Origin of the sequence: Mycolicibacterium grossiae (assembly GCF_008329645.1) — a bacterium.
Taxonomy (GTDB): domain Bacteria; phylum Actinomycetota; class Actinomycetes; order Mycobacteriales; family Mycobacteriaceae; genus Mycobacterium; species Mycobacterium grossiae.
Map to the genome: position 1 here is coordinate 4,298,163 of NZ_CP043474.1, position 25,042 is coordinate 4,323,204.

Consider the following 25,042-nt stretch of genomic DNA (forward strand, 5'->3'; position numbering starts at 1 on the left):
CGGCGTGCTTTCTGGGTAGCGTCACGGCGTGCCCGAGTCGACGAATCGTCAGGTGGTCCTGCGGCGCAGGCCGGTGGGGTTGGTGGTGCCCGAGGACGTCGAACTCGTCTCCGCGCCCCTGCCCGAACTGGCCGACGGTGAGGCGTTGCTGCGCAACACCTACGTCGGCATCGACGCCGCGGTGCGGACGTGGCTGAACGACCAGCCCGGGTACCTGCCGCCCGTCGGGCTCGGCGAGGTGATTCGGGCCGCGGGCATCGGCGAGGTGGTGGCGACGCGCTGCGACGCCTACGCCGTCGGTGACGTGGTGACGACGCTGTCCGGGTTCCAGGAGTACTGCGTCATCCGCGACGATCTCTTCTCGACGCCGATGCCGGGACTGACCGATCAACTGGCGATCATGTCGGTGTACGGGCCCACCGGTGCCACTGCGTACTTCGGGATGATGGACATCGGCCGGCCCCGCGAGGGGGAGACCGTGGTGGTGTCGGCGGCCGCCGGCGCGACGGGATCCGTGGCCGGGCAGATCGCCAAGGTGCACGGCGCGCGGGTGGTGGGGATCGCCGGCGGTCCGGAGAAGTGCCGGGCAGTCGTCGAGTCGTTCGGGTTCGACGCGTGCATCGACTACCGCGCCGGTGACATCGCCGCGGCGCTGAAGCAGCACTGTCCGCGCGGGGTCGACGTCTACTTCGACAACGTCGGCGGCCCGATCCTCGACGCCGTGCTCGGGCGGCTGGCCCGCAACGCCCGCGTCGTGCTGTGCGGGGTGATCTCGAGCTACCTCGACGGCAGGCACCCCGGTCCGTCGAATTACGTCAACCTGCTGGCGAAGACGGCACGCATGGAGGGGTTCAACGCGCTCGACCAGTGGGGGCGGTTCGACGAGGCGTTCACGGCGCTGCGCCGCTGGGAGCAGGACGGGCTGCTCAAGCACCGGCAGACGGTGTACCACGGTGTCGAGGCGTGCGTCGACGCGCTCAACGGGCTGTTCACCGGCGCGAACATCGGCAAGATGCTGGTCGAGGTCGGCGCGCCGACCACCCGCTGAGCGCAGGATGCGCGTGACCCCCGGGTCGCAGGACCGGGATAGGCGGCCCCGTTGGGCGGCCGCGGTCGAGGCTAGCTTTAGAGGGTCCATGTCTCGAATGCCCGCCTCTGAGCGACAACTCGCGACAATGCACGTCGCGGTGTGAGCCGGCGGCCGCCGACACCAATCCGGGATAGGCGGCCCCGTTGGGCGGCCGCGGTCAAGGTTAGCTTTAGAGGGTCGGTGTCTCGAACGCCCGCCTCTGAGCGACAACTCGCGACAATGCACGTCGCGGTGTGAGCCGGCGGCCGCCGACACCAATCCGGGACAGGCGGCCCCCTTGGGCGGCCGCGGTCGAGGCTAGCTCCGGAAAGTCCCTGTCTGAATGCCCATCTTCGAGCGACAACTCGCGACAATTACTACCCGCGCACGGGCTTGTCGCGAGTTGTCGCGCAGAGGCGGGCAATCGACAAGCACTCTTCCGGGCACGGGTCTCGAAACCCCGGCGCGGCGGACCAAGACCCTCGCGAACCCTCTATATGCGCGTTGTCGCGAGTTGTCGCGCAGAGGCGGGCAATCGAGAAGCACTCCTCCCGGCGACGGGTCTCGAAACCCCGACCGCCGAAGCCAAGACCCTCGCGAATCCTCTATATGCGCGTTGTCGCGAGTTGTCGCGCAGAGGCGGGCAATCGAGAAGCACTTCTCCGGACGACGGGACCGCGCCGCCAGCTCGGTTGCAGGACCCCGCCTTCAGGCGCCCACGTACTCCGCGAGGTGCCGGCCGGTGAGCGTGGACCGGTCGGCGACGAGGTCGGCGGGCGTGCCCTCGAAGACCACCCGGCCACCGTCGTGGCCGGCGCCCGGGCCGAGGTCGATGATCCAGTCGGCGTGCGCCATCACCGCCTGATGGTGCTCGATCACCAGCACCGACTTGCCGCCGTCGACCAACCGGTCCAGCAGCCCGAGGAGCTGCTCGACGTCGGCGAGATGCAGCCCCGACGTCGGCTCGTCGAGCACGTACACCCGAGCGGCCTTGTCGCCCATGTGCGAGGCCAGCTTCAGCCGCTGCCGCTCACCGCCCGACAGCGTCGTCAGCGGCTGCCCGAGCGTCAGGTATCCCAGGCCGACGTCGACGAGCCGATCGAGGATGTCCCGGGCCTTCGGCGTCGACGTCTCACCGTCGCCGAAGAACACCGCGGCCTCGTCCACCGACATCGCGAGCACCTCGCTGATGTCCCGCCCACCGAACCGGTATCCCAGCACCGACGCGTCGAACCGCCGGCCCTCACACACCTCGCACGGCGCGGCGACGCCGGCCATGATCGCCAGATCCGTGTACACCACGCCTGCGCCCTTGCAGTTCGGGCAGGCACCGTCCGAATTCGCGCTGAAGAGCGCCGGTTTGACGCCGTTGGCCTTCGCGAAGGCCTTGCGGATGGGCTCCAACAGCCCGGTGTAGGTCGCGGGATTGCTCCGTCGCGATCCGCGAATCGGCGCCTGATCCACGGTGACGACACCCTCGACACCGGCCACCGACCCGTGCACCAGCGAACTCTTGCCCGAACCCGCGACACCGGTGATGACGGTCAGCACGCCCAGTGGGATGTCGACGTCGACGTCGCACAGGTTGTGCGCGTTCGCCCCACGCACCTCGAGCACCTGGGTCGCCCGACGCACGGAGGTCTTCAACGCCGCCCGGTCGTCGAGATGCCTTCCGGTGCGCGTACCGCTGCGCCGCAGTCCGGCGACGGTCCCCTCGAAGACGATCTCGCCCCCGCCCGCCCCAGCACCCGGGCCGAGGTCCACGACGTGGTCGGCGATCGCGATCGTTTCCGGCTCGTGCTCCACGACCAGCACGGTGTTGCCCTTGTCCCGCAGCCTTGACAGCAGGTCGTTCATCCGGGCGACGTCGTGCGGATGCAGGCCGATCGTCGGCTCGTCGAAGACGTAGGTCACGTCGGTCAGGGCCGACCCGAGATGACGAATCATCTTCACCCGCTGCGACTCTCCACCCGACAGCGTGCCCGTCGGTCGGTCCAGCGACAGGTAGCCCAACCCGATCTCGACGAAGGAGTCGAGCGTGCGCCGCAGTGCGTCGAGCAGGGGCGCCACCGACCGGTCGCCGATGCCCCGAACCCACTCGGCGAGATCGGTGATCTGCATCGCCGACACCTCGGCGATGTTCCGCCCCGCGACCGTCGACGAGCGGGCGAGCTCGGATAGTCGCGTGCCGTCGCAGTCCGGGCACGTCGTGAAGGTCACCGCACGCTCGACGAAAGCCCGGATGTGCGGCTGCATCGCCTCGACGTCCTTGGCGAGGAACGACTTCTCAATCTGCGGTATCAACCCGAGGTAGGTCAGGTTGACGCCGTCGATGGTGAGCTTCGTCGCCTCCTTGTACAGCAGCGCATCACGCTCGCGCTTGGTGAATTTGGCGATCGGCTTGTCCGGGTCGAAGAAGCCGCAGCCGCGGAAGATCCGGCCGTACCAGCCGTCCATGCTGAAGCCGGGAATGGTCAGCGCGCCGTCGTTGAGTGATTTGGTCTCGTCGTAGAGGGCCGTCAGGTCGATGTCGTTGATCGCGCCGCGCCCCTCGCAGCGCGGGCACATGCCGCCGGTGATGCTGAACTCGCGGCGCTCCTTGACCGTCGTCCCGCCGCGCTCGACGGTCACCGCACCGGCACCGCTGATCGACGCGACGTTGAACGAGAACGCCTGCGGCGACCCGATGTGGGGGTCGCCGAGCCTGCTGAACAGAATCCGCAGCATCGCCCCGGTGTCCGTCGCCGTCCCGACCGTCGAGCGCGGATCGGCGCCCATGCGCTCCTGATCGACGATGATGGCCGGCGTCAGGCCCTCGAGCACGTCGACGTCGGGCCGGCCCAACGACGGCATGAAGCCCTGGACGAACGCGCTGTAGGTCTCGTTAATCAGTCGTTGGGACTCGGCGGCGATGGTGCCGAACACCAAGGAACTCTTGCCCGAACCGGACACGCCGGTGAAGACCGTCAACCGACGCTTGGGGATCTCGACGTCGACGTTGCGGAGGTTGTTGACCCGCGAGCCCGTCACGCGGATGACGTCGTGACCGTCGGCGGCCGTCCTGCCACTGCGTACCGACGCCACCTCAGCGCACCTCGGGAATGCTCGCCACGCGGGCGATCGTGCCACGCGGGATCAAGCTTGCCTAGCACGTACGGTCGTCGGCGTGCGGTGGATCGTCGACGCGATGAACGTCATCGGCTCGCGGCCCGACGGATGGTGGCGCGACCGCCATGCCGCGACCGTGGCGCTGCTCGACGCCGTCGCGCGGTGGGCCGAGGCGCACGACGAACGGGTCACCGTCGTGCTCGAACGGCCGCCGCGCGCGCCGCTCGACCCGTCGTCCGGTTCGGGACGCGTCGACGTCGGGTGGGCCCCGTCGCCCGCGCCGAACTCCGCCGACGACGAGATCGTACGGCGCGTGTCCGCGGACCCGGAGCCGGCGAGCCTGCGAGTCGTGACCTCCGACGCCGGGCTGATCGAGCGCGTCGCCGCCGCCGGCGCCGCGACGTTTCCGGCCAAGGCGTTCCGCGATCTGGTCGATCCGCCGCCCGACGCGGGTCCGCATTGACTTTCGACCACGGCGTCGTCCAACCCGTGACGAGGACGGCCTTCGATGGTAACCACGGATGATGCCCTGCGAGTCGACGCCGTGACCATCCCCTTCCCGCACGTCGCCGTCATCGGAGGCGGGTTCAGCGGCGCGATGACCGCGGTGAACCTCGCCCGCCTCGCCGACGACCCGCTGCACGTGACGGTCATCGACCCCGTCGAGACGGTCGGCCGCGGTACGGCCTACGCGCAACGACGACCCGAGTTCCTGCTCAACGTGGCGGCGCGCAACATGTCGGCGTTCCCCGACGAGCCGGACCACTTCCTGCAGTGGCTGCGGACCCGCTCGGAGTACGCGGCAACTCCGGAGGTCGCCCTGCGGGAGAGCTTCATTCCCCGCCAGATCTACGGCGACTACCTCGCGGCGATCGTGCACCATCACCTGCGCAGCCCGGGGGAGCGGGCGCCGGTCTCGGCGACGTTCGTGACCGGCGAGGCCGTCGACGTCGACGCCGACGGCGTGGTGCGGCTGGCCGACGGGACGACGATCGCCGCCGACCGCGTCGTACTCGCCACCGGCAACGAGACGCCCGCAGGCCTGCCGGGTGCCGAGGACGTGGCGGAGCACCCGGCATGGGTGGCCGATCCGTGGCGGCCGTGGGAGGACCGCCTGCCAACAGACGACGGCGCGGTGGTCATCCTCGGTACCGGGCTCACCGCCGTCGACGTCATCGTCACGCTGCGCGCCGTGGGGTGGGCGGGCCCCATCCACGCGGTGTCCCGGCACGGATGGTTCCCGCACGGCCATTTCCGGGGCATCGAGTACCCCGAGTTCCCGCCGGCCGGCCTCGACCTCGGCGCACTGGGCTTGGACGGTCTGGTGGCCCTGGTCAACGAGCACTGCACGCGCCTGCACGAACGCAATGCGCATCCGGCGATCATCGTCGACAAGCTGCGGCCGTACACCCAGCGGCTGTGGCGCGGCTTCACCCGTGAGGAGCGGCTCGCGTTCGCCACCGAACACGCCGCCCGCTGGAACGTCCATCGACACCGGATCGCACCGGAGATCCATGGCCAGGTGACTCAGGCGCAACTGACCGGTCAGCTCCAGGTGCACGCCGCGGCGATCGACCGCGTCCACGCCGTCGACGGGCGCATCGTGACCCAGCTCGCCGGCGGTCCGAGTCTCGAGGGCGATCTGGTCGTCAACGCGACCGGCCCGTCGAGCCGGCTCACCCGCACCCGGTCGACGCTGCTACGAAACCTGTTGCACAGCGGCATGATCGCACCGGACGACGTCGATCTCGGTGTCCGCGTGGCGGGCGACCACACCGCCGTCACGGCCACCGGTGACCGCTCGCCGGCACTGCTGGTGCTGGGACCGCTACTGAAGGGCACCTACTGGGAGACGGTCGCGGTGCCCGAACTGCGCGGGCAGGCGCGCCGGGTCGCCGAGACCGTGCTCGACCGGGTGCACCAGGACGACGAGGACCGGGCCCTCGCACTGCTCGAGCACATGCTGTGACGCTCACCGGCAGCAGTGGTCACCGCTCTCGGCGGGACGCGGGGGACGGGGGTCCCGCGGGTCACTGGGGTCGGGATCGCCGAACCAGCGTGTGGGCTCGCGCACGCCGTATTCGTCGTGGCGACACCACCATTCGTAGGGGCGGGTCTGCGGATATCCCGGTGGGGAGTCCTCCCACGTCTCCTGTCGGCCCAGCGCGGTCACGTCCAGCAGTGCCCACGTCGCGACGAACGCCTCGTCGCCGCGCGCGTCGACGAAGTAGGTGCGGTACACCCGGTCGCCGTCACGGATGAAGGCGTTGGTGCCGTGCCAGTCGCGGACACCGAAGTCGACGTCGAACTCGATCCCCGCCGACGGCAGGATGGTGAACCACGGGTGCCGCCAACCCATCCGCTGCGTGATGCGCTGAAGTTCGGCCTGACCACCGCGCGAGGCGTAGACCAGGGTGGTGTCCCGCGCGTTGAGGTGCGCCAGATGTCCGACGTGGTCGGCCATCAGCGAGCATCCGACGCACCCGCGATCGGGCCAGCCGTCGAGGTCGGGATCGAAGAACGCTCGGTACACCAGCAGTTGGCGACGCCCATCGAACAGGTCGAGCAGGCCGACCTCGCCGTCGGGGCCGTCGAAGCGGTAGTCCTTCTCGACCGGGGTCCACGGCATCCGGCGTCGCCGCGCGGCGAGTGCGTCCCGCGCCCGGGTGAACTCCTTCTCCGCCGGTAGCAGTCGCGCTCTGGCGTCCTCCCACTGCTGCGCCGAGACGATCTCCGGCAACTCCATCCTCGACTCCTCATCGTTCAACGTATTGGTTCAATGAATGACGCCCAGCACAACACGTCATGCCGCTATAGTCAACGGAATGATTGAACGTTCGGTATCCCCGGCGAACCCGACGCTGGACCGCACCTACGCCGCGCTGGCCGACCCGACGCGGCGGTGGATGCTCGAGACGCTGCGCGGCGGCGACGCCCGCATCAGCGACCTCGCCGAGCCGCTGCCCATGAGCTTCGCCGGCGTCTCCCGCCACGTCGGCGTCCTGGAGGCCGCCGGTCTGGTGCACCGGGAAGTGCGGGGCCGGGAACACTGGCTGTCCGTCCAACCCGAGGCGCTCTCGGCGGCGAGTGCGTGGCTCGACCAGCAGACGGCGTTCTGGTCGACCCGTGCCGATGCGCTCGCCCGGCGGCTCGCGAAGCGCGACCGGTGACCGACGAGTCGGTCGCCCGCGTGCGGCGCGTGCTGCCGGCGCCGCCGGAGGTGGTGTTCGACCACTGGCTCGACCCCGAATCGCTGGCCGACTGGATGTGTCCGCGCCCCTCACGCTGCGTCGCCATCGTCGTCGAACCGCGCGTCGGGGGAACGGTGCGATTCGACGTCGACGACGCCGGCGCGCTCGTCCTCATCATCGGTCGCTTCCTGCGCCTCGACCGGCCGCACGGCCTCTCGTTCACCTGGAGTCACTCCGGGTGGGCCGATCCGACCGCCGCAAGCGTCGTCGACGTGTCGTTCACGCCGAGCGGTGCGGACGAGACGCTGATGACCATCGAGCACCGACTGCTGCCGCCGGAGGGGTTCGACGACCACCACGACGGGTGGTCGGTGGTCGCCGACCAGCTCGCCGGCGCGCTCGTGCGGACACGGTCGGACCCCGGCACGTAGGTTGACCGCCATGACGCTCGACACCGCCCTGCGCGCCATCGCCGCCGCCCACGCCGAAGCCCGACGGCGCGGCGTCCTGGTGTCGGCCGCCGTGGTGGACGCCGGCGGCAACCTCGTCGCGTTCGGGCGGATGGACGGTGCCGAGATCGCCGGACCGACGCTCGCCGTCGACAAGGCCTACACCGCCGTCGCCAACCGCATCGCCACCTCCGAGCTGGCCCGGCTCGCCGCCCCCGGTGGCGAGCTGTACGGCCTGCACGCCACCGCGGGTGGACGGTTCGTCATCTTCGGCGGCGGGCTGCCCGTCTTCCACGACGGTGAGGTGGTCGCCGGTGTCGGCGTCAGCGGCGCCGCCACCAGCGACGACGAGGCCTGCGCCGCACTCGGGGTGGCGGCGATCGACGGAGAGCAAACGCACTCGTGACGTTCCCGCGGAATCCGGAACCGCCTGGAGAACCGCGCCGTTGAACGTGCCATGCAGCCATCGACAGACGACGTCGAGTCGCCGCGCCGTACGCCGGCCGATCTGGCCGACCGACTCCTCGACGTCAACCGGATCTACCACGAACCGAACATCGACCGCTTCGCCCGGGCGCGCGAGGTGCTCGCCCGCTACCCGGACGCCGAACGCATCGAAGTGCTGTCCCACCAGGCCATTCCGGGCCTCTACGGCAACGAGGGCAACGTCGGCGATTGGGTGAAGAACAAGCGCGAAGTACTGGTCCTCGGCGAGAAGAAGAGCCTTTCGGCCCGCCGCAACGAGCGCTCCAGCGACTGGATCGCCCCGTCGACCGCCAACGGCTGCGCCATGGCGTGCTCCTACTGCTACGTGCCGCGACGCAAGGGCTACGCCAACCCGATCACGGTGTTCGCCAACATCGAGCAGATCCTCGGCTACCTCGAACGCCACGCCGGCCGCCAGGGCGTCAAGTCCGTGCCCAACCAGTGCGACCCGGTGGACTGGGTCTACGACCTCGGCGAGAACAGCGACTGCTCGGTCGACGCGATGGTGTCCGACAACGTCCGCGACCTCGTCGAGCTGTTCGGTCGCCTGCCCAACGCCAAGGCCAGCTTCGCGACCAAGCTGGTCAACCGCGACCTGCTGGACTACGACCCGCGCGGCGGCACTCGCGTGCGGTTCAGCCTGATGCCCGCGGAGACCTCCCGCGTGGTCGACGTGCGCACGTCGAAGATCGCCGACCGCATCGCCGCGATCGACGACTTCGTGGAGGCGGGCTACGAGGTGCACCTCAACTTCAGCCCCGTCATCGTGCACGAGAACTGGCTGGCGGACTGGGCCGAGCTGCTCGACCAGATCGCCGACGGCACCAATGAGCGCACCAAGGCGCAGCTGGCCGCCGAGGTCATCTTCCTGACTCACAACGAGCAACTGCACGACGTCAACCTCGGCTGGCATCCCAAGGGCGAGGACCTGCTGTGGCGTCCGGACCTGCAACAGCTCAAGCGCAGCCAGAACGGCCAGTGGAACGTCCGCTACAAGACGACGTGGAAGCGCCGCTGGGTCGACGAACTCACCGACCTGGTGGCCCAGAAGCTACCCAGCTGCCGAATCCGGTACGCGTTCTGACCCGTCGCGGGTGCTGTGGTGGCCCTGGTGCACGGGCGACTCCCAGGTGTACGGCTCCTCCGGATGCCCAGAGCCGCCGAGGATGAACGTGCGGTCGCTGCGGTTCGCCCGGGCGATCGATGCCATCCACGTCGTCACCGTGCTGAAGCGGTTGCGCACGCCGGTGAGGAACGCGATGTGGATGAAGCCCCAACTGAGCCATCCGAGCAGCCCGGTGAACTTGACCGGACCGGCCTGCAGCAGTGCGTGGCCGCGGCTGATGTACGCCGCCGACCCCAGGTCGCGGTAGCGGAAGTCCTTGCGCGGCTGGGCCGAGAGGTCGCGCCGGATGCACGCGGCCGCATGCAGGCCGCCCTGCATGGCGTTCTCCGCCACCCCGGGCAACCCGTCGCGGCCCGCGAGGTCGCCGATAACGAACACCTCGGGATGCCCCGGCACCGACAGGTCGGGGTTGACCGCGACGCGCCCGGAACGGTCGGTCGTGGCGCCCAGGACCTCGGCGGCGTGCCGGGCGAAGGGCACCGCTTCCACACCGGCGGTCCACAGCACCGTGCGGGCGGCGTAGTCCTCACTGGGGCCGCCACCCTTGCGCGTCACCGTGACGCCGTCGCGGCGTACGTCGGTGACGTGCACCCCGAAGTGCATCTCGACGCCGAGTTTCTTCAGGATGTCCGCGGCCCGGCCGGCCAGCGCCGGCGCGAAGCTCTTCAGTACGCGGTCGCCGCCGTCGAACAGCAGCACCCGCGCCTCCTCGGGTTCGATCTCGTGGAACTCATTGGCCAGCGCGCGGGTCGCGAGTTCCCGGATCTGTCCGGCGAGTTCGACGCCCGTCGGCCCGCCGCCGCTGACGACGAACGTCAGCCAGCCGTCGCGTTCCGGTCCCGGTGGCAGCGTCTCGGCGATCTCGAAGGCGGCGAACACCCGGCGCCGGATGCTCAGCGCGTCGTCGAGCGTCTTCATCCCCGGCGCCCATGCGGCGAACTCCTCGCGACCGAAGTAGGACTGCCGCATCCCGGCCGCGATCACCAGGTAGTCGTACTCCAGGGTGAAGGTGGTCTCGTCGGGCCGGCGGGCGGTCACCTGCCGCGCCGTCGGGTCGAGGCGCACGGCCTCGCCGAGCAAGGTCGTGACGTTGTGGTGGTCGGCCAGCTCTTCGCGCAGCGAGCGGCTGATCTGACCGATGCTCAGGGTGCCGGTCGCGCACTGGTAGAGCAACGGTTGGAAGACGTGGCACGCGGCCCGATCGAGCAGGGTGACGTCGACGTCGAGCTTGCCGAACCGCCGGGCGCAGAACAGTCCGCCGAAGCCACCGCCGATGATCAGGACCTTGGGACGTCCGTCGTTCACCACGGCCTAATCTTCCGCCAGGCGTCCCCGCGTGGCGTCCGTTTGCAGGAACGCCGCCGTGTCGTAGTAGGTCCGGAAGGCGTTGATCTGATCCTCCGCACCCTCCAGCACGCTGATGCCGTCGTAGGTGAAGGACGTGCCGTCCCGCAGCGTGCCCTTGCTGGTCCACTCCAGGTACGCGATGCCCTCGTCGGTCACCTGGTGGCTGAAGTCCGAGGAGATCTCGTCGAACACCTCGCGGTACTGCTGCCAGAACGTCCGTGCGCCGTCCTTGCCCTTCTCCTCGTGCGGCACGCCGACCTTGCTGAGCGTGGCGTCATCGGCGAACAGGTCGGCGATCGGACCGGCGTCCTTGCTGCTGTGCAACTCTTCGAGTGCGGTGACGAACCGCTGTGCGATGTCGTGCATACCGACCCGCATACCCGCCGGACCGTCGCTCACACCGACCGGTCGGCAGGCTTAGCCGGCGCCGAACCGGGTAATCCCGCTCGATTCGTCGACCGGCACACCCGCGGAGGACACATGACATCGGAGGCGCCAGCCAACGCCGTGGAGGCCGGCAGTACGGGCAAGCTCGCCCGCAGGATCACCGGCCCGCTGCTGTTCCTGTTCATCCTCGGCGACGTTCTCGGCGCGGGCATCTACGCCCTGATGGGGGTGCTTGCGAAGGACGTCGGCGGCGTGCTGTGGGCACCGCTGGTCGCGGCGCTGCTGCTGGCGCTGCTGACGGCCGGCTCGTATGCGGAGTTGGTCACCAAGTACCCGCGGGCCGGCGGTGCGGCGGTATTCGCCGAGCGCGCCTTCGGCAAGCCCTGGGTCTCCTTCCTCGTCGGCTTCTGCATGCTCGCCGCGGGCGTCACCAGCGCCGCCGGACTGTCGTTGGCCTTCGCCGGTGACTACCTGTCGACGTTCGTCGACGTGCCGCCCGTCCCGGCGGCCATCGTGTTCCTCGCCCTGGTGGCCTGCCTCAACGCGCGAGGGATCAGCGAATCGCTCAAGAGCAACGTCGTGATGACCGTCATCGAACTCAGCGGCCTGCTCATCGTCATCGTCGTCGTCGCCATCATGGTCGGCGGCGGCCGCGGCGACGTCAGCCGCATCGGCCAATTCCCCGAGGGCGCCACACCGGCCCTGGCCATCCTCGGCGGCGCGATCGTCGCCTACTACTCCTTCGTCGGCTTCGAGACGTCGGCCAACGTCGCCGAGGAGATCCGCAACCCGAGCAAGGTGTACCCGAGGGCGCTGTTCGGCGCGCTGATCACCGCAGGGGTGGTGTACGCCCTCGTTGGCATCGCCAGCGCCATCGCCCTGTCGCCCGACGAGCTGGCCGAGTCCTCGGGGCCGCTGCTCGCCGTGGTCGGCGCGTCCGGCGTCGCGGTTCCGGACTGGCTGTTCAGCGCGATCGCGTTGGTCGCCGTCGCCAACGGCGCCCTGCTCACCATGATCATGTCCAGTCGGCTCACCTACGGCATGGCCGACAACGGGCTCCTGCCTGCCGTGTTGAGTCGTATTCTGCCGCAACGACGTACGCCCTGGGTGGCGATCGTCGCGACGACGGTGGTGGCCATGCTGCTCACGTTGATCGGCGACCTGTCGACGCTCGCCGAGACGGTGGTGCTCCTGCTGCTATTCGTGTTCATCTCCACCAACGTCGCCGTGCTGGTGCTGCGCCGCGACCACGTCGATCACCCGCACTTCCGGGTGTGGACGGTGGTACCGGTCCTGGGCGTCGCGTCGTGCATCCTGCTGCTGACGCAGCAGAGCGCCAAGGTCTGGCTGTTCGCGGCCATCCTGCTCGCCGTGGGCGCCGTGCTCTACCTGCCGGTGCGCGCCGACGCCCGCCGGACGAGCTAGCGGCCCGCCGCTGCAGTTGTTTCAGTGGCCCGCCGCTGATGCACTTCTAGCGGCCTGCCGCTGTCGCAATCCGGGAGGCGACGTCGTCCGCCACCGCCAGCGTCCGCGGATCGTCGGACGGGTCGTAGCGGTCGGCCGACGGATCGAACCGCGCACCGGCGATCGACCCGTGATCGGCCGCCAGCTCCACGTACTCGGCCCGGCGGCCGCACGCCTGCAACTGCTCGGCGAACACCCGGCTCGTCTCGGTCGGGACGACGTCGTCGGCGACGCCGTGCAGCAACGTGAACGGCGTCCGCGCCGCCGAGGAGGAGCGCAGCACGTCGTCGAGCGCGACGCCGGTGAACGGGTCGTCGGCCATGAACGCTCCCGCCAATGTCACGGTGTGCGCGACCGGGACCCCGAGCCGGTCCGCGCCCAGCGTCAACCCCGCCGCGGCGGCGCCTCCCATGGACCACCCGACGACGACGAGGCCCGCGGGCTCGGCGGCGCGGCGCTGCGCGAACTCGACCGACGCCAACAGGGCGCTGCGACCGCGGTCCTCGGCGCGGGCATCCCAGTCCGGCACCACCACCTGCAGGCCGCGCGCCGCCAGCGCCTCCGCCAGCGGACCGAGTGCCGCGCGGGAGTGGCGCTGCAGGCCGTGCCACAGCAGCACGGTCGGCGCGGTGTGCTCGCCGTAGGCGTCGACGCCCAGGCCGGGGGAGTACTCGAAGGTGGTCACCGACACGGGGTTCCCGGATCGCGTCGACCCATGCTCCCGACGGGGAACCCGCCGTCGGTTGACCCGCCGCCGCTTCGGGTAGTCGAGCGCGAGCACGCACCGACGAAGGGATCGCCATGACGGCACCGGGAGGCCCGCGCGAACACGAGGAGCACCTCGCCGCGGAGGAGGACGACGGCTCGGCCGAGCTGCAACCCGAGGACGGCGGCTACGCACCGGCCCCACCCGGGAAGCCGCAGCGCCCGCCAACCCGCGACTGAGTCAGTCCTCCTTGCGGATCAGCCGGGTCAGGGCCTCGCGGTCCGGGGCCAGCAGCTCGTCGATCCGCGGCTGGTTCACGTCGGCCACGATGATCTCGCCGACCTCCTGGTAGACGTCGCTGAAGATGCCGTGCGACTTCATCTTGTCGGTCTGGTAGATGTTGTCCTCGGTCGGCGTCACGTAGTACACGATCTCGGCCTTGAAGCGGTGGATCAGCCACAGGTGGATTACGTCCATCAGGCGCTTCTGCCGCAACTTCTCGGCGAACGTGTTCTGGTCGCGCACGGTCAGGATGCTGCGGCCGTGCCGGTCCTTGATCGGGTCCACCACGACGTTCGCCAACGGGTCGTCGCCGTCGCCGAGGATCTGCAGGTCCAGCACGTCGGAACCCGCGCGGCGGGGACGGAGCTGCACGCGCAGCGTCTCGCCGAGCTGGTAATGCTCACTCCACAGTGCCAGCCACTCCTCCAGGAGCTTCTTCGGCACCTCGGTCTGCACCAGATGTTGATGCTGGGTGGACCCCTTGCCCATGGCCTTCGTCGTGGCGGTCCGGCCGGACGACGCCGCCAGTGCCGCATCGCTGCGCGGCCCGCCGACGAGCGTCTGCGGTGTGCGATAGGGGGATTCGACGAGGCGCATCTTGCGTTGCAGCCGGGCCAGCGCCAGCATGCCCTCCTGCCGCAACGACGTCGCGAACTCCTCGCAGGCGACGCCGTCGACCTGGTGGCCGCCGTAGGTGATGAAGTTGAAGACGAACCCCATCTTGCCGAGTTCCTCGGGGAACGCCCGCATCTCGTCGTCGGTCATGCCGGTGGTGTCCCAGTTGAACGACGGCGACAGGTTGTAGGCCAGCATCTGGTCGGGGTACACCGCGTGGATGGCGTCGGCGAACTGCCGGGCGTCGGCGAGGTCGGCCGTCTTGGTCTCCATCCACAGGATGTCGGCGAACTGCGCGGCCGCCAACGACTTCGCGATCGCGTACGGGATGCCGCCGCGCACCTGGTAATAGCCCTCGGGCGTCTTCGCACGCTCGCAGTCCCAGGCGACATCGGCGCCCAACTCGCGGGCCTTCTCCCGGGCGGTGTACAGCGGGGCGCTCTCGGCGAAGCGGCGCCACTCCTCGACGCTCATCGACGCGCTCTCGCCCTCGCGGTCGCGGAACTCGAGCAGTTCGGCGACCGCCTCGCCGTAGGTCTGCAGGCCCGAATCCACCTGCCACACATCGACGAACTTCGACTCGACCTCGTCGTAGACCGCGTCGACCGACGAGGCACGGCCGTCCAGCCACGCCGCCGCGGCGTCGTCGATGACGTCGGTGAGCCCTTGACGATCCAGCCACGCCTGCGCAGTGGCGTACTCGCCGTCGGGCAGCGCATAGAGCAGGTGACCGTTGAGTTCGGTGACGCCGCGGTCGTAGAACCGCCGCATCATCGCCAGGAAGCACGCCTTGTACGACGGGATCTTGAGGTTGGTGACGCCCAGCAGGAAGGGCTGGTCGCGTTCGTCGGCCCGGCTGTCGATCAGGTTGGCCGCCTCGGCGTCGGTGCGCGCCACGATGATGCCCGGCACGCCCATCACGTCGAGTTGGAAGCGGGCGGTGTTGAGGCGCTTGAGCTGTTCGTCGGACGGCACCAGCACCTTGCCGCCCTGGTGGCCGCACTTCTTGGTGCCGGGCCGCTGGTCCTCGATGTGGTAACCCGGCACGCCGGCCTCGACGAAGCGGCGAATCAGGTTGCGTACGTGCGGATCTCCGCCATGACCGGTGTCGGCGTCGGCGATGATGAACGGGCGGTAGTCGTATGCCGGCGTCGCCGCGCGCTGCTCCTCGGTCATCTGCAGGCGCAGGTAGTGCTGATTGCGGTCGGCGGTGAGCAGCGCGCGCACCAGGCCTGCGGCCTCCTCGGGCACCTGACTCAGGGGGTAGCTCGCGAGGTCGGGTCCCGGGTCCTCGCTGATCGACCCCTTGGCCGACGTCGCCCAGCCACCGAGGTAGATGCCCTCGATGCCCATGCGCTTCATGACCACGGCCTGGCCGGGGGAGTACGGGCCGAACGTCGTGATCGACCGCTTCTGCGCGAACAGCTCCCGCAGGTGCGGGTAGAACGCGGTGGCCGCCTCGCGCGCCACCACGTAGTCGCTCGGGATCGTGCCGCGCTGCTCGACCACCTGGCGCGCCGACTACAGCCGGACGATGCCCTCGAAACGGGGACTGTCGAAGTACTCCTGCACCGCGGCGACCTGCCGGTCGAACGGGGTCTGGGCGGCTGCGCTGGCGGCGTCGGCGTCGAGTGCCATGGGTTCCTGCTCCTCGTTGAGCGTGCGTCCGGCGATGGGAATTCGAGTCTATCGCCGCCGCGCCGCCCCAAACCGGAACGCCCATTTTCGCCGAAAGGGAACCGGCGGCGAGGGGACGGGGGGACGGGGTCAGACCGTCCAGCCGGTGGCGGCGGGCCAGCGGTCGACCTCGCGGTCGCCGGCGCGCAGCGTCACCCACGCGTAGCCGTGCTCGGCGGCGGTCGCCACGGTGTCGGTGTAGACGCGGCGCGCCTCGGCCTCGTCGCTGCGGGCGAGCACCTCTTCGGCCGCACCGTCGGCCGGGTCACCCGGGTTGTGCGCCGTGGCGGCGACCACCTGCCAGTCCGATTCACTCATGCCCGACGGCGTACCCACCTGCCGCGACCCGACACCCGCCGACCCGACACCCGAGGCCGACATCCGGGAAGTGGCGGCGTCCTACACTCGCCCGGTGGCCGAACCGGAGCGCACCGCGGACGGGCATTACGTCGTCATCCACGGGCGCAAGTGGCGCGCCACCGATCCCGACGTCCCGCCCGACCGCCGTACCGAACTGGTGCGGATCCTCATGGCGTGGCGACGCGAGGTGAAGCGCACCAAGGGCACCGACGGCGAGGCGGCCGCGCGCGCCGGCGTCAACGCCGCCAAGGTCGCGCTCGGCGAGCGCGGCACCCCACCGTGGTGGGAGCAGAGCGCCGACGAGCGACGCGCCCGGTGGGAGACGCTCGTCGACGAGCCCCCGTCCTGAGACCGGCGTTTCGAAACGCCTCGCGAGTGGAAACGACACGACATGCCCGTACGCCCGTCCCCGCGTCCCCTCCGACTGTGCGCAACCGTGGCGGTGCTCGCCACCGGACTGACCGGGTGCGCAGCCATCGAGAACGACAGGACCGAGCAGCCGGAGGCCACCACCAAGAGTTCGGTCGCCGCGCCGCGCACCGACGCCACCACCACGCCGAACCCGATCCCGGCGACCGACGCGAAGCCGTCGGTCGGCGACGTCTCCCTGGCCAGCGACGACCGCGGCGACCTCGGCGCCATCCTGGTCGACGGCACCGGCCGCACCGTGTATGCGTTCTCCCGCGATCCCGACGGTCAACCCACCTGCTATGACGCCTGCGCCGCCACGTGGCTGCCGGTGCTGGCGACCGGCGATCCCGCCGGCGGCATCGGCATCGACGTGGCCGCCGCCCGGACCGTGGCGCGCCGCGACGGTGGGCAGCAGGTGACCTACCGCGGGCACCCGCTGTACCACTACGCCGGCGACGCGACCGACCGCGACGCCAAGGGCCAGGGCCTCGACCTGTTCGGCGGCGAATGGCACGTCCTCACCAAGGACGGCCAGGTACTCGGCTGACGGTCAGACGCCGGCGGGCACCCGGTCACGGTCGGCGGACCGGAGTTCCTGACGCAGCGCGGTGAAGTCGGAGATCGTCTTCGTCACCACCGTGGCGACCGGCCGCGCGTCGCGTCCGGTCGCCTCCCGCTTCGACACCATGACGACGCTGTCGATGTAGGGCTGGATGGTGGTGGCGTTCTGCACCGTCGCCACGATCACCAGCTGGAAGCCGAACTTCCGGAACGCCTGCAGCGCCTGCTGCGCGAACTGCGGATCGGACTTGGAGAACGCCTCGTCGAGCATCAGCTGCGCGAACACCGGCGTGTTGTCCGGAACGCCTCCGGCGGCGCTGGGCGCGGCCAGGTTGAAGCTCAGCGCGCCGGCGAGACAGAACGCCATCAACTTCTCCTGCTCGCCGCCGGAGTTGTCGCCGGCATTGCTGTGCGTGCGGATCAGCTCACTGCTCGCGACGTCCCATTCGGCGCAGTCGAACGTGAACCGGTTCCGCACGTCCAGTGCGTCGCGCGTCCAGGCCCGGTCCTCGGGTGCCGTGGACGCCAGCCGGTTGCGCAGCCGCAGGATGTCGGCGTACTGGTCGAGGATCGCCTGCTTGTCCCCGAGGCCCACCTCGGCGATCCGCCGCGAGATGGCCCGCACGACGTCGGTGAACTCGGCGACCGCGGTCAGACTCCGCTGGGTCGCGCGCAGCGTCAGTCGGGTGCCGCGGTTGAACTCCACCGACCCGAGTCCGGTGTTCACCCGGTCGATCTGCTCGCTGATCCGCCGTGCCTCCTGGTCGGCGATGCGGTGCAGCGTCAGGATCGCGTCCGGTGCCTGCTCGGTCACCAGCCGCATCATCCGCTCGTAGGCGTCCGGCAGCTCGCGTTCGTCGATGTGGCGGCACAGGGCGACGTAGTCGTGCACCCGCTCGTCGAAGACGTCGCTGTCGTTGGGGATGGCGTCGGGGAACGCCGTGTCGAAGGTGTTGAGGATGCGGGCCAGCTCGTCGTAGGACCGCCTGCGGTTCTCCCGGAGTTGTTCGCGCTCACGGCGAATGGCCGCGAACACCGCATCGCGGTGCGGTTCCGGGTTGAGCAGCTCCAGGGTCACCGGTACCTGGCCGGCGTACCGGTCGAGCAGTTCGGTCAGCGGCTCGGACACGAACGCCGGTGCGAGGCGCTCCTGCAGTTCGAGCAGCCGGGTGCGGCGACCGTCGAGGTCGTCGCGGCGGGTCTGCGTCGCACCGCGGCGCGTCATCAGCGCCTGGATCTCCTCCCACACCCGGTCGGCCCGCGCGGTGAGCGCCTCGATGTCCGGGTGGTCGGCGAGCAGCAGTTCGAACTGCTCGCGCAGCCGGTCGGCATGGCCGTCGGCGGTGTCGGCGTCGACGTGGTTCCACTGCGGGAACTGGTCGCAGATCGCCTTGCACGCCGTCGCGCGGTCGCGCATCCGCTGCCGCTGCGCGGCGATGTCGTCGGCGGCGCGGCGGGCGGCCTGGTAGGCCTCCTCGGCGGCGGCCAGATCGACGGTCAGCGCGTCGATCTTGGCCCGCACGTCGCCCTGGTAGATGTAGTCGGACTGCCGCAGCGCCCGGCGGTCGTCCTTCACCGCGAGCCGGTCGGAGTCCTTGAACAGCCCGGTGTCGGTGACGGCCCGCCGGAACCGGGCGAACACCTCCGGGGTGTCGACGCACACGTGGTCGCCCGCCGCGGCGACGAGGTCGGCGGCCTCGGCCGCGCATACGTGCGTCGGGTCGACGACGAAGAGCTTGCCCGCCAACGTGTTCGGCTCCGCCTCGACCGGCGTGGCGCCGACCAGCTTGGCCCGCACGTGGTGCAGCTGCAGCCGGCCGCGCATGTCGGTTTCGTTGACGAAGCGGAGCACGGCGGCGTGGTGCCGGTCGGGCACCAGCAGGCGTAGACCGACGCCGCGCAGCACCTTCTCCACCGCGATGCGCCACCGGCTCTGGTCGGGCCGCAGGTCCATCAGCTCGGCGACGTAGGGCAGGTCGGCGGGGTCGATGCCGATTGCCGCGCAGATCATGTCGCGCATCGCGATCGCCGACTCGGGCAGCGCGGAACCGACGTGTTCGACGCGGCGCAGTTCCTTGGCGGCATCGTCGCGGGCGATGCGGGCCACCTTCTGGGCGTACTCGGCGTCGGTGGAGGCTTCCCGACCGCGGTCGAGGGTGGCCAGTAATTCGGTGATCTGCGCGGTCAGGTCCTCGCGCAGATTCCAGAACTCGTCGGCCGTCTCGGGCACGTCGAGGTCCAGGGCGGCGAGCATGGCCTCGTAGGCGGCGCGGCGGCGGGTGACCTCCTCGGCCTCCGCCTCCGCGGCGGCGACCTGGGACTGCAGCGGCCCGATGCTGGCACTCGATCCGCTGATCTGGGCGTTGAGCGAATCACCCTCGGCCTTGGCCAGATTGAGCTGGCGCGTGACGTCCTCGTACTCGTTGCCGAGCTGGTCGATGGTCGTGTCGAGCGCGGCGATCTGCGCCGGGCACTGCGCGAGGCGGACGTGGTCGGTCCAGGCGCGCACCATCGGCTGGTCGACGAGGTCGATGATGCCGAGGTCGGAGGACTCCAGTGCGTAGCGCTGCTGAATCGCCTCGATGTCGCCGAGGATCTTGCGCTTGCGCTGCGCAACGGCCAGCAGCTCGCGGGCGTCGACCAGGGGATCGATCTGCTTGAGCGCCTCCGGCAGTCGCGCGACGCTGTCGGGTTCGTCGAGCATGAACTCGCGGACGAACTGCTCGAGCCCACCGACGCTCTTGAGCGACTTCGCCTTGCCGAGCAGCTGCTGGGCGGCGTCGGAGGCGCGGATGCCGATCGTGGCGTACAGCTGGGCGAGGTACTGCGACTCCACCTTGGTCGAGAACCGCCAGTCGTCGGTCTTGAACACCCCGGCGTCGAAACGGCCTGCCGCCCAACGGTTGCAGACGTCCTCGATGTCGCGGTCGCCGTCGGCGAGGACGAAGCGGCTCGACGAGTCCGACCGCGACTCGCCGGTGAGCCACTTGAGCACCAGACCGGTGACGGTGCGGCCGCCGGTGCTGGCGTAGGTGACCGCGATGGCCGACCACGCCGTCCCGTCGCCGCGCAGGTACATCACCCGGCTGGTGCCCCCGTCGCTGCGCTGGCCCCAGGCGCCGCGGACGTACTTGTCGACGGTGCGCCGTCCGGCGCTCGACCCGGCGGCCGTGTTGTCGCCGGAGGCGTTGAAGTTGCGCCGGTTGAACGGCAGGAAGCCCAGGGAGATGGCGTCCAGCAGTGAGGACTTGCCGCTTCCGGACGCGCCGGCGATCAGCGCGCCGCCGGCGCTGAACGGGATGGAGTGGTAGCCGTCGAAGACGCCCCAGTTGATCACCTGCAGCCGCGACAGGTGGAACTGCTCAGTCATCGCGATCTCCTTCCTCGTCGTGGTCGCGCGGGGTCTGGCCGCCGCCACTCAGCAAGCTCTCGAACTGCTGCTGCAGCTCCGCGATCACCGACGCGGTCATCACCGCCGAGATCACGGGGCTGACGGTGTAGCTGTCCTCGTCGTCGCGACTGCGACGCAGGATCTCCAGCGACGTCAGCCGTGCGATGGCGCCGTCGATGCGCGCGGCGAAGGTGACCGCATCGCGGTCGACGTCGTTGAGCACCCCGGCGAACAGGCCGTGCACCTCCTCGCGGCTGATCAGCACGCTCTGTCCGCCGGACGCCCGCATCATCTGTGCGAGGTGCAGCGCCAGGATCGAGTCGTAGGTGCCCAGCGGTTCCCGGCGCAGCAGCTTCACACCGCGCGCGGATTCGTAGCGGGCCTGTTCGACGAAGGCGACGCCGCCGCCGTCGTAGCCGACCTCGACGACGCGCAGCAGCAGGTCGAGTTCGGACAGCCGCACGGTCAGCGGGGCGCGGTACTCGAGCACCCAGCCATAGAGGTCGCGGTCGCTCTCGGCGCTGATGTAGCGGCGGGTCAACAGGTGCTGCAGGGCCCAGCAGGCGCGGTCGGGCAACTCGCTGACGTCTCCCTCGAACCGCGGGCGGCGCTGATGCGGGGCGCGCGCGGTCTGGTCGACCTCGGGCAGCGAGGAGAAGTCGACGTCGCGGTCGGTCTGCGGATCGGCGGTCACGAGGCGGCGCTCAGCACGGTCGAGACGGGTTCGGTGAACACGAGTCGGGGGACCTCCATCGCACGGTCGCGGCCGTCGAGGGAGCGGAAGCGCACCGTCACCGGCTCCGGCGTCCGGTCGGCGTGCGGCTGCTTCAGCGCCCAGGACCACAGCACGATGACGTGGCCGAGGTAGGCGCCCTGCCCCTCGGCGGCGAGCATGTCCACCGCGTCGGGCAGCGCAAGCGGCCCGCGGGCGATGGCGTCGTTGATCATGTCGGACATCGCGGGTGCGTCGACCTGGGTGGTCAGCGCCGCGAAGCTCGTCAGGTCCACCTCGCCCTGGGCTGCGGCGGCCGGACGCGGGTGGGACAGGTCGCCGATGCGGAAGCTCAGCGCTCCCACGGAGCTGATCGCGTGCCGGGCGAGCGGCACTTCGACGTCGATCCGGGAGTCGATCAGCGACGTCTTCAACAGCGTCCGCGCCGCGCCGATCGCATCGTTCAGCTGGCGGGCGACGCCCCGGCTCTGCTCGAGCGTGCCGAATGCGGTGAACCGCTTGACGCGCTGCGCACAGCGCTGCTGGATGCGCTCCACCTCGTCGATCTGATGGCCGACGAGTTCGAAGAAGCCGGCCATGACGCGCCGCAGCGCGGGGTCCAGGGCGGGCAGTGCCCCGGCGACCGCGGCGACGTCGGCCTCGAAGTCGGCCCGCTGGTCGGGGTCGTTGATCATGCGCAGGAACGCCCGGTGGCTGTCGCGGCCCTGCGAGTCCCAGGCGGCCTGGTAGTCGGCGTACATCTGGCGCTGCCGGTCGCGGTACTCGACGTTGGTGTCGATCGGCTCGTCGAGCGCTGCGGTGGCCTGCTCGATCATCGTGCCGTACTGGCCGATGTCGGTGATGAGCCGTTCCATCTGCAGGGCAATGGCCCGCGCCTCGTCGTAGACGTCGGTCAGGTCGGTCTCACCCAGCCGGTGCCCGGCGTACGCGTCGTCGAGGGCGTCATCGGAGGCCCCATCGGAGGCGTCGTCACGGGCGTCCTCCTGGCGGGCGTCGAGCGCGTCGAGTTCGGCGCGCAGCGCGGCGATCTCGGCCTCGATTCCCGCGCGCACCCGGTCGGGATCGGAGCCGACGCGCAGGGCGACCTGCTTGAGCCGCGACGCGATGCCGGTGATGGACCCGCCGGTCGCGATGGTGTCCTGGCGCCGCATGCCGCGCACGAAGTCGAGCGCCCGGCGCGCGTCCTGGGTGAGGTAGCAGAGGTTGCGTTCGACGCCGGTGCGCTGGTCGGCGACGCGGTGCAGCCAGCCCTGGCTGGCCCACGACTTGATGAGCGCGAGGCCGGTCTGCCCGTCGGGGTGGCCGAGTTCGTCGAGGTCGCGCTCCAGCCACACGACGAGTTCGGTCTCGGGCACCACGCCGCCGCTGAGGTGACGTTCCATCAGGGTCGCGATGACGCCCAAGTTCTGCGTCGACAGCAGGCGGATGGTCGGGGAGCCCTGGATCTCGCGGTTGCGGTCGAGCAGGTCGGCGGCCGCCGGGGTCACCTCGTCGTCCACGCGTCTCCTCACTGCTGCACCGGGCACGGCACCGAGTGCCGGGCCGCCCCACAGTAGTCACGGCGGCCGCGAGCGCCCACCCGACACCCGGGGCTGAGACAACTGAGGCGGATGTGACGGACAGGTCCAGCGACGGCCGCTCAGCCCCGCCCGGCGCGCCAGGCGTCGAGGACGCGCCGGTCGCGCTTGGTGGGCCGGCCGGCGCCCCGGTCGCGGACGGCGATCGGCGCGTAAAGCAGCGGCGCACGCGGCGGTGAGTGGTCGCGGTAGCACGTCACGGCGTCGGCGGCCCCCACACGCTTCTGGATCACCCGGACCACCTCGACGATGCGGGTCCGGTCGCCGAGCATCGCCGTCACCCGGTCACCCGGCGCCACCGCCGTCGACGGCTTGGCCGGCCGGTCGTTGACGCGGACGTGACCGCCGCGGCACGCCGCCGCCGCGTCCGGCCGGGTCTTGGTCAGCCGGACGGACCACAGCCACCGATCGAGGCGGGTCGTCTCCATGCCGTCCATCATGGCCCGTCACACCGACCCATTGACATGCAAGTGGATACTTGCCTAACGTCACCGGCGTGGGAGACGTCTTCAAGGCCCTGGCCGATCCCACGCGCCGCACCATCCTCGACGAGCTGACCGCCCGCGACGGCCAGACACTCTTCGAGCTGTGTGGGCGCCTCACCACGAACCACGGCCTCGGTTCGTCGCGGCAAGCGATCTCGCAACACCTCGACGTGCTGGTCGCCGCCGGGCTGGTCGAGACCCGCCGCGAGGGCCGCTACAAGTTCCATCACGTCGACGTCACGCCGCTGCGGGACATCACTGCGCGCTGGCTGCCCACGGCCGCCTCGCACCCGGGCGGCACCGAGGAGGAGTCATGAGGATCGGCCTGACCAGCATCCTGGTCGACGACCAGGACCGGGCGCTGCGGTTCTACACCGAGGCCCTGGGATTCGCGCTCAAGCACGACGTCCCGATGGGGGTGCACCGGTGGATCACCGTGGTGTCCCCGGAGCAACCGGACGGCACCGAACTCGTACTCGAGCCCGACGAGCACCCCGCCGCGCGGCCGTTCAAGGAGGCACTGGTGTCCGACGGCATCCCGTTCACCGCCTTCACCGTGGACAACGTCGAGGCCGAGTACCGTTGCCTGACCAGGCTGGGCGTCCGCTTCACCCAGCCGCCCACCGCGATGGGGCCCGTCACCACCGCGGTGTTCGACGACACCTGCGGCAACCTCATTCAGATCCAGACCCCCACCCCTACGTGATGTCGGCGCCGGTCAGCCCGGCGGTCCCTGCGGCCCGGGCTGGCAGTGCGGACACCACCAGGTGCGGCGCCGCTCCGGGTCGTTGGCGACTTCGGCCACCACGCGGACGCGGGTGCCGCAGCGCAGGCACGGCCGTCCCGCCCGGCCCGCCACCCAGTGCTGCTCACCCTTGCGCCGGTCGCCGGTGGTCACCTGCATCGCGCCCGGCACGGTCGCGGAGTGACGCAGCGCGCGGGCACCGAGGTCGAGCAGGGCCGGCACGTCGACGTCGTCGACCGGCGTCCACGGACTGTGCCCGCGCAGGAAGCACAGCTCGTTGGCCCATAGGTTGCCGAAGCCGGCGACGCACCGCTGATCGAGCAGTGCGGCAGCGAGCGGGCGGTCGGGCGTCTCGCCGATGCGCCGGGCGGCCTCGGCCGGATCCCAGTCGGCGCGCAGCGGATCCGGGCCGAGGTGACCGATCACGTCGCGTTCGTCGCGGGTACGCAGCAGGCCGACGACCGGGAGCTTGACGCCGTAGGCGGCCGGTCCGTCGGTGCGCAGGATCACGCGCACGTCGGGCATGACCGCGGGTGGCAGCCACCGCCCGTTCGCTGACACCGTCCAGGAGCCCGACATCCGCAGGTGCGTGTGCAGGGTCAGCCCGTCCGACAACCGGGTCAGCAGGTGCTTGCCGTGCGTGTCGTGTTCCAGCACCGTCGATCCCGCGAGATTCGCGGTGGCGTGCGCAGGCACCCGGAGTTCGCCGTGCGTCAGGACGCGTCCGGTCAGCGCGGCGTCCAGGCGTCGCGCCAGTGCGTACACGGTGTCGCCTTCGGGCACGTCTCCATCGTCCCCGACGGCGACCGATGGTGTGGCGACGGCGGCAACGGGTAGTAGGAGAGCGTTGACGACGTCGAATCTGGAGGAAC

General features: G+C 70.4%; 24 protein-coding genes and 1 pseudogene. 13 read left to right on the forward strand and 12 right to left on the reverse strand.

The genetic code is table 11. The features are described from left to right. Positions 1 to 28: 28 nt before the first annotated feature. On the forward strand, positions 29 to 1,048 hold the full coding sequence (locus FZ046_RS20685) for an NADP-dependent oxidoreductase (protein WP_070353789.1): 1,020 nt from the start codon (positions 29 to 31) through the stop codon (positions 1,046 to 1,048). Between the two features lie 729 nt (positions 1,049 to 1,777). On the opposite strand, the gene FZ046_RS20690 is transcribed toward FZ046_RS20685, so the two are convergent. Beyond that, complete coding sequence (locus FZ046_RS20690; protein WP_070353788.1) at positions 1,778 to 4,153, reverse strand: ATP-binding cassette domain-containing protein; 2,376 nt, start codon at positions 4,151 to 4,153, stop codon at positions 1,778 to 1,780. A gap of 82 nt (positions 4,154 to 4,235) precedes the next feature. Here FZ046_RS20690 and FZ046_RS20695 point away from each other — a divergent pair, with 82 nt between their 5' ends. After that, positions 4,236 to 4,640, forward strand: a complete 405-nt coding sequence (locus tag FZ046_RS20695) for an NYN domain-containing protein (RefSeq protein WP_070353787.1) — start codon at positions 4,236 to 4,238, stop codon at positions 4,638 to 4,640. A 45-nt stretch (positions 4,641 to 4,685) separates the two neighbouring features. Next, positions 4,686 to 6,146 (forward strand): FAD/NAD(P)-binding protein, encoded by a 1,461-nt coding sequence (locus FZ046_RS20700; RefSeq protein WP_070353786.1) that lies wholly within the window; start codon positions 4,686 to 4,688, stop codon positions 6,144 to 6,146. A 3-nt stretch (positions 6,147 to 6,149) separates the two neighbouring features. Here the strand turns inward: FZ046_RS20700 and FZ046_RS20705 are convergent, their stop codons facing one another. Beyond that, positions 6,150 to 6,923 (reverse strand): DUF899 domain-containing protein, encoded by a 774-nt coding sequence (locus FZ046_RS20705; protein ID WP_070353785.1) that lies wholly within the window; start codon positions 6,921 to 6,923, stop codon positions 6,150 to 6,152. A 79-nt stretch (positions 6,924 to 7,002) separates the two neighbouring features. Here FZ046_RS20705 and FZ046_RS20710 point away from each other — a divergent pair, with 79 nt between their 5' ends. Genes FZ046_RS20710 through FZ046_RS20725 form a run of 4 tightly spaced genes read left to right on the forward strand, consistent with a single transcriptional unit; the run spans position 7,003 to position 9,387 of the window. Next, a complete protein-coding gene (locus tag FZ046_RS20710; RefSeq protein WP_070353784.1) occupies positions 7,003 to 7,347 on the forward strand; it encodes an ArsR/SmtB family transcription factor in 345 nt (114 codons plus the stop codon). Beyond that, positions 7,344 to 7,799: an SRPBCC family protein gene (locus FZ046_RS20715; RefSeq protein WP_070353783.1), complete on the forward strand. Its 456-nt coding sequence runs from the start codon at positions 7,344 to 7,346 to the stop codon at positions 7,797 to 7,799. Before FZ046_RS20710 ends, FZ046_RS20715 begins: the two co-directional genes overlap by 4 nt. A 10-nt stretch (positions 7,800 to 7,809) precedes the next feature. Then, positions 7,810 to 8,223 carry a GlcG/HbpS family heme-binding protein gene (locus tag FZ046_RS20720; protein WP_070353782.1) on the forward strand — a complete coding sequence of 138 codons (414 nt, stop codon included), beginning with the start codon at positions 7,810 to 7,812 and terminating at the stop codon, positions 8,221 to 8,223. A 51-nt stretch (positions 8,224 to 8,274) separates the two neighbouring features. After that, entirely contained in the window at positions 8,275 to 9,387 is a 1,113-nt protein-coding gene (locus tag FZ046_RS20725) for a spore photoproduct lyase family protein (protein WP_070353781.1), read from the forward strand. Here FZ046_RS20725 and FZ046_RS20730 read toward each other — a convergent pair. Continuing rightward, positions 9,355 to 10,737, reverse strand: a complete 1,383-nt coding sequence (locus FZ046_RS20730) for an NAD(P)/FAD-dependent oxidoreductase (RefSeq protein WP_407664425.1) — start codon at positions 10,735 to 10,737, stop codon at positions 9,355 to 9,357. The genes FZ046_RS20725 and FZ046_RS20730 overlap by 33 nt on opposite strands. A gap of 3 nt (positions 10,738 to 10,740) precedes the next feature. Further along, on the reverse strand, positions 10,741 to 11,142 hold the full coding sequence (locus FZ046_RS20735; RefSeq protein WP_070353814.1) for a nuclear transport factor 2 family protein: 402 nt from the start codon (positions 11,140 to 11,142) through the stop codon (positions 10,741 to 10,743). A gap of 114 nt (positions 11,143 to 11,256) precedes the next feature. Between FZ046_RS20735 and FZ046_RS20740 the strand changes: the two genes are divergently transcribed. Next, positions 11,257 to 12,588: an APC family permease gene (locus FZ046_RS20740; RefSeq protein ID WP_070353780.1), complete on the forward strand. Its 1,332-nt coding sequence runs from the start codon at positions 11,257 to 11,259 to the stop codon at positions 12,586 to 12,588. Between the two features lie 46 nt (positions 12,589 to 12,634). On the opposite strand, the gene FZ046_RS20745 is transcribed toward FZ046_RS20740, so the two are convergent. Then, the gene (locus tag FZ046_RS20745) at positions 12,635 to 13,312 is read right to left on the reverse strand and encodes an alpha/beta hydrolase family protein (protein WP_070353813.1); all 678 of its coding nucleotides are present in this window, start codon (positions 13,310 to 13,312) and stop codon (positions 12,635 to 12,637) included. Between the two features lie 116 nt (positions 13,313 to 13,428). On the opposite strand from FZ046_RS20745, the gene FZ046_RS27485 reads away from it, so the two are divergent. After that, entirely contained in the window at positions 13,429 to 13,572 is a 144-nt protein-coding gene (locus FZ046_RS27485; protein WP_170292453.1) for a hypothetical protein, read from the forward strand. Position 13,573: 1 nt separating this feature from the next. Here the strand turns inward: FZ046_RS27485 and aceA are convergent. Beyond that, a pseudogene (gene aceA, locus FZ046_RS28185) lies at positions 13,574 to 15,868 on the reverse strand (isocitrate lyase ICL2). Between the two features lie 129 nt (positions 15,869 to 15,997). Further along, positions 15,998 to 16,225 carry a hypothetical protein gene (locus FZ046_RS20755; RefSeq protein ID WP_070353779.1) on the reverse strand — a complete coding sequence of 76 codons (228 nt, stop codon included), beginning with the start codon at positions 16,223 to 16,225 and terminating at the stop codon, positions 15,998 to 16,000. A gap of 94 nt (positions 16,226 to 16,319) precedes the next feature. Between FZ046_RS20755 and FZ046_RS20760 the strand changes: the two genes are divergently transcribed. Both FZ046_RS20760 and FZ046_RS20765 read left to right on the forward strand, forming a co-directional pair. Then, positions 16,320 to 16,616 carry a hypothetical protein gene (locus FZ046_RS20760; protein WP_070353812.1) on the forward strand — a complete coding sequence of 99 codons (297 nt, stop codon included), beginning with the start codon at positions 16,320 to 16,322 and terminating at the stop codon, positions 16,614 to 16,616. A gap of 87 nt (positions 16,617 to 16,703) precedes the next feature. Further along, the gene (locus tag FZ046_RS20765) at positions 16,704 to 17,225 is read left to right on the forward strand and encodes a COG4315 family predicted lipoprotein (RefSeq protein ID WP_246182827.1); all 522 of its coding nucleotides are present in this window, start codon (positions 16,704 to 16,706) and stop codon (positions 17,223 to 17,225) included. Positions 17,226 to 17,228: 3 nt separating this feature from the next. Here the strand turns inward: FZ046_RS20765 and FZ046_RS20770 are convergent, their stop codons facing one another. The 4 genes from FZ046_RS20770 to FZ046_RS20785 form a co-directional block, all read right to left on the reverse strand. Further along, on the reverse strand, positions 17,229 to 20,609 hold the full coding sequence (locus tag FZ046_RS20770) for an ATP-binding protein (protein WP_070353811.1): 3,381 nt from the start codon (positions 20,607 to 20,609) through the stop codon (positions 17,229 to 17,231). After that, positions 20,602 to 21,324: a DUF4194 domain-containing protein gene (locus tag FZ046_RS20775; RefSeq protein WP_070353777.1), complete on the reverse strand. Its 723-nt coding sequence runs from the start codon at positions 21,322 to 21,324 to the stop codon at positions 20,602 to 20,604. The genes FZ046_RS20770 and FZ046_RS20775 overlap by 8 nt, the downstream gene beginning before the upstream one ends. Next, positions 21,321 to 22,862 (reverse strand): DUF3375 domain-containing protein, encoded by a 1,542-nt coding sequence (locus tag FZ046_RS20780; RefSeq protein ID WP_083298294.1) that lies wholly within the window; start codon positions 22,860 to 22,862, stop codon positions 21,321 to 21,323. Before FZ046_RS20780 ends, FZ046_RS20775 begins: the two co-directional genes overlap by 4 nt. 140 nt (positions 22,863 to 23,002) lie before the next feature. After that, on the reverse strand, positions 23,003 to 23,368 hold the full coding sequence (locus FZ046_RS20785; protein ID WP_099045950.1) for an Hsp15 family ribosome-associated heat shock protein: 366 nt from the start codon (positions 23,366 to 23,368) through the stop codon (positions 23,003 to 23,005). 68 nt (positions 23,369 to 23,436) lie between these two features. Here FZ046_RS20785 and FZ046_RS20790 point away from each other — a divergent pair, with 68 nt between their 5' ends. Both FZ046_RS20790 and FZ046_RS20795 read left to right on the forward strand, forming a co-directional pair. Continuing rightward, positions 23,437 to 23,742, forward strand: coding sequence for an ArsR/SmtB family transcription factor (locus FZ046_RS20790; protein WP_070353774.1), 306 nt, complete (start codon positions 23,437 to 23,439; stop codon positions 23,740 to 23,742). Then, positions 23,739 to 24,131 (forward strand): VOC family protein, encoded by a 393-nt coding sequence (locus FZ046_RS20795; protein ID WP_070353773.1) that lies wholly within the window; start codon positions 23,739 to 23,741, stop codon positions 24,129 to 24,131. The genes FZ046_RS20790 and FZ046_RS20795 overlap by 4 nt, the downstream gene beginning before the upstream one ends. Positions 24,132 to 24,143: 12 nt before the next feature. On the opposite strand, the gene FZ046_RS20800 is transcribed toward FZ046_RS20795, so the two are convergent. Further along, entirely contained in the window at positions 24,144 to 24,953 is an 810-nt protein-coding gene (locus FZ046_RS20800; RefSeq protein WP_070353772.1) for a DNA-formamidopyrimidine glycosylase family protein, read from the reverse strand. Positions 24,954 to 25,042: the final 89 nt, after the last annotated feature.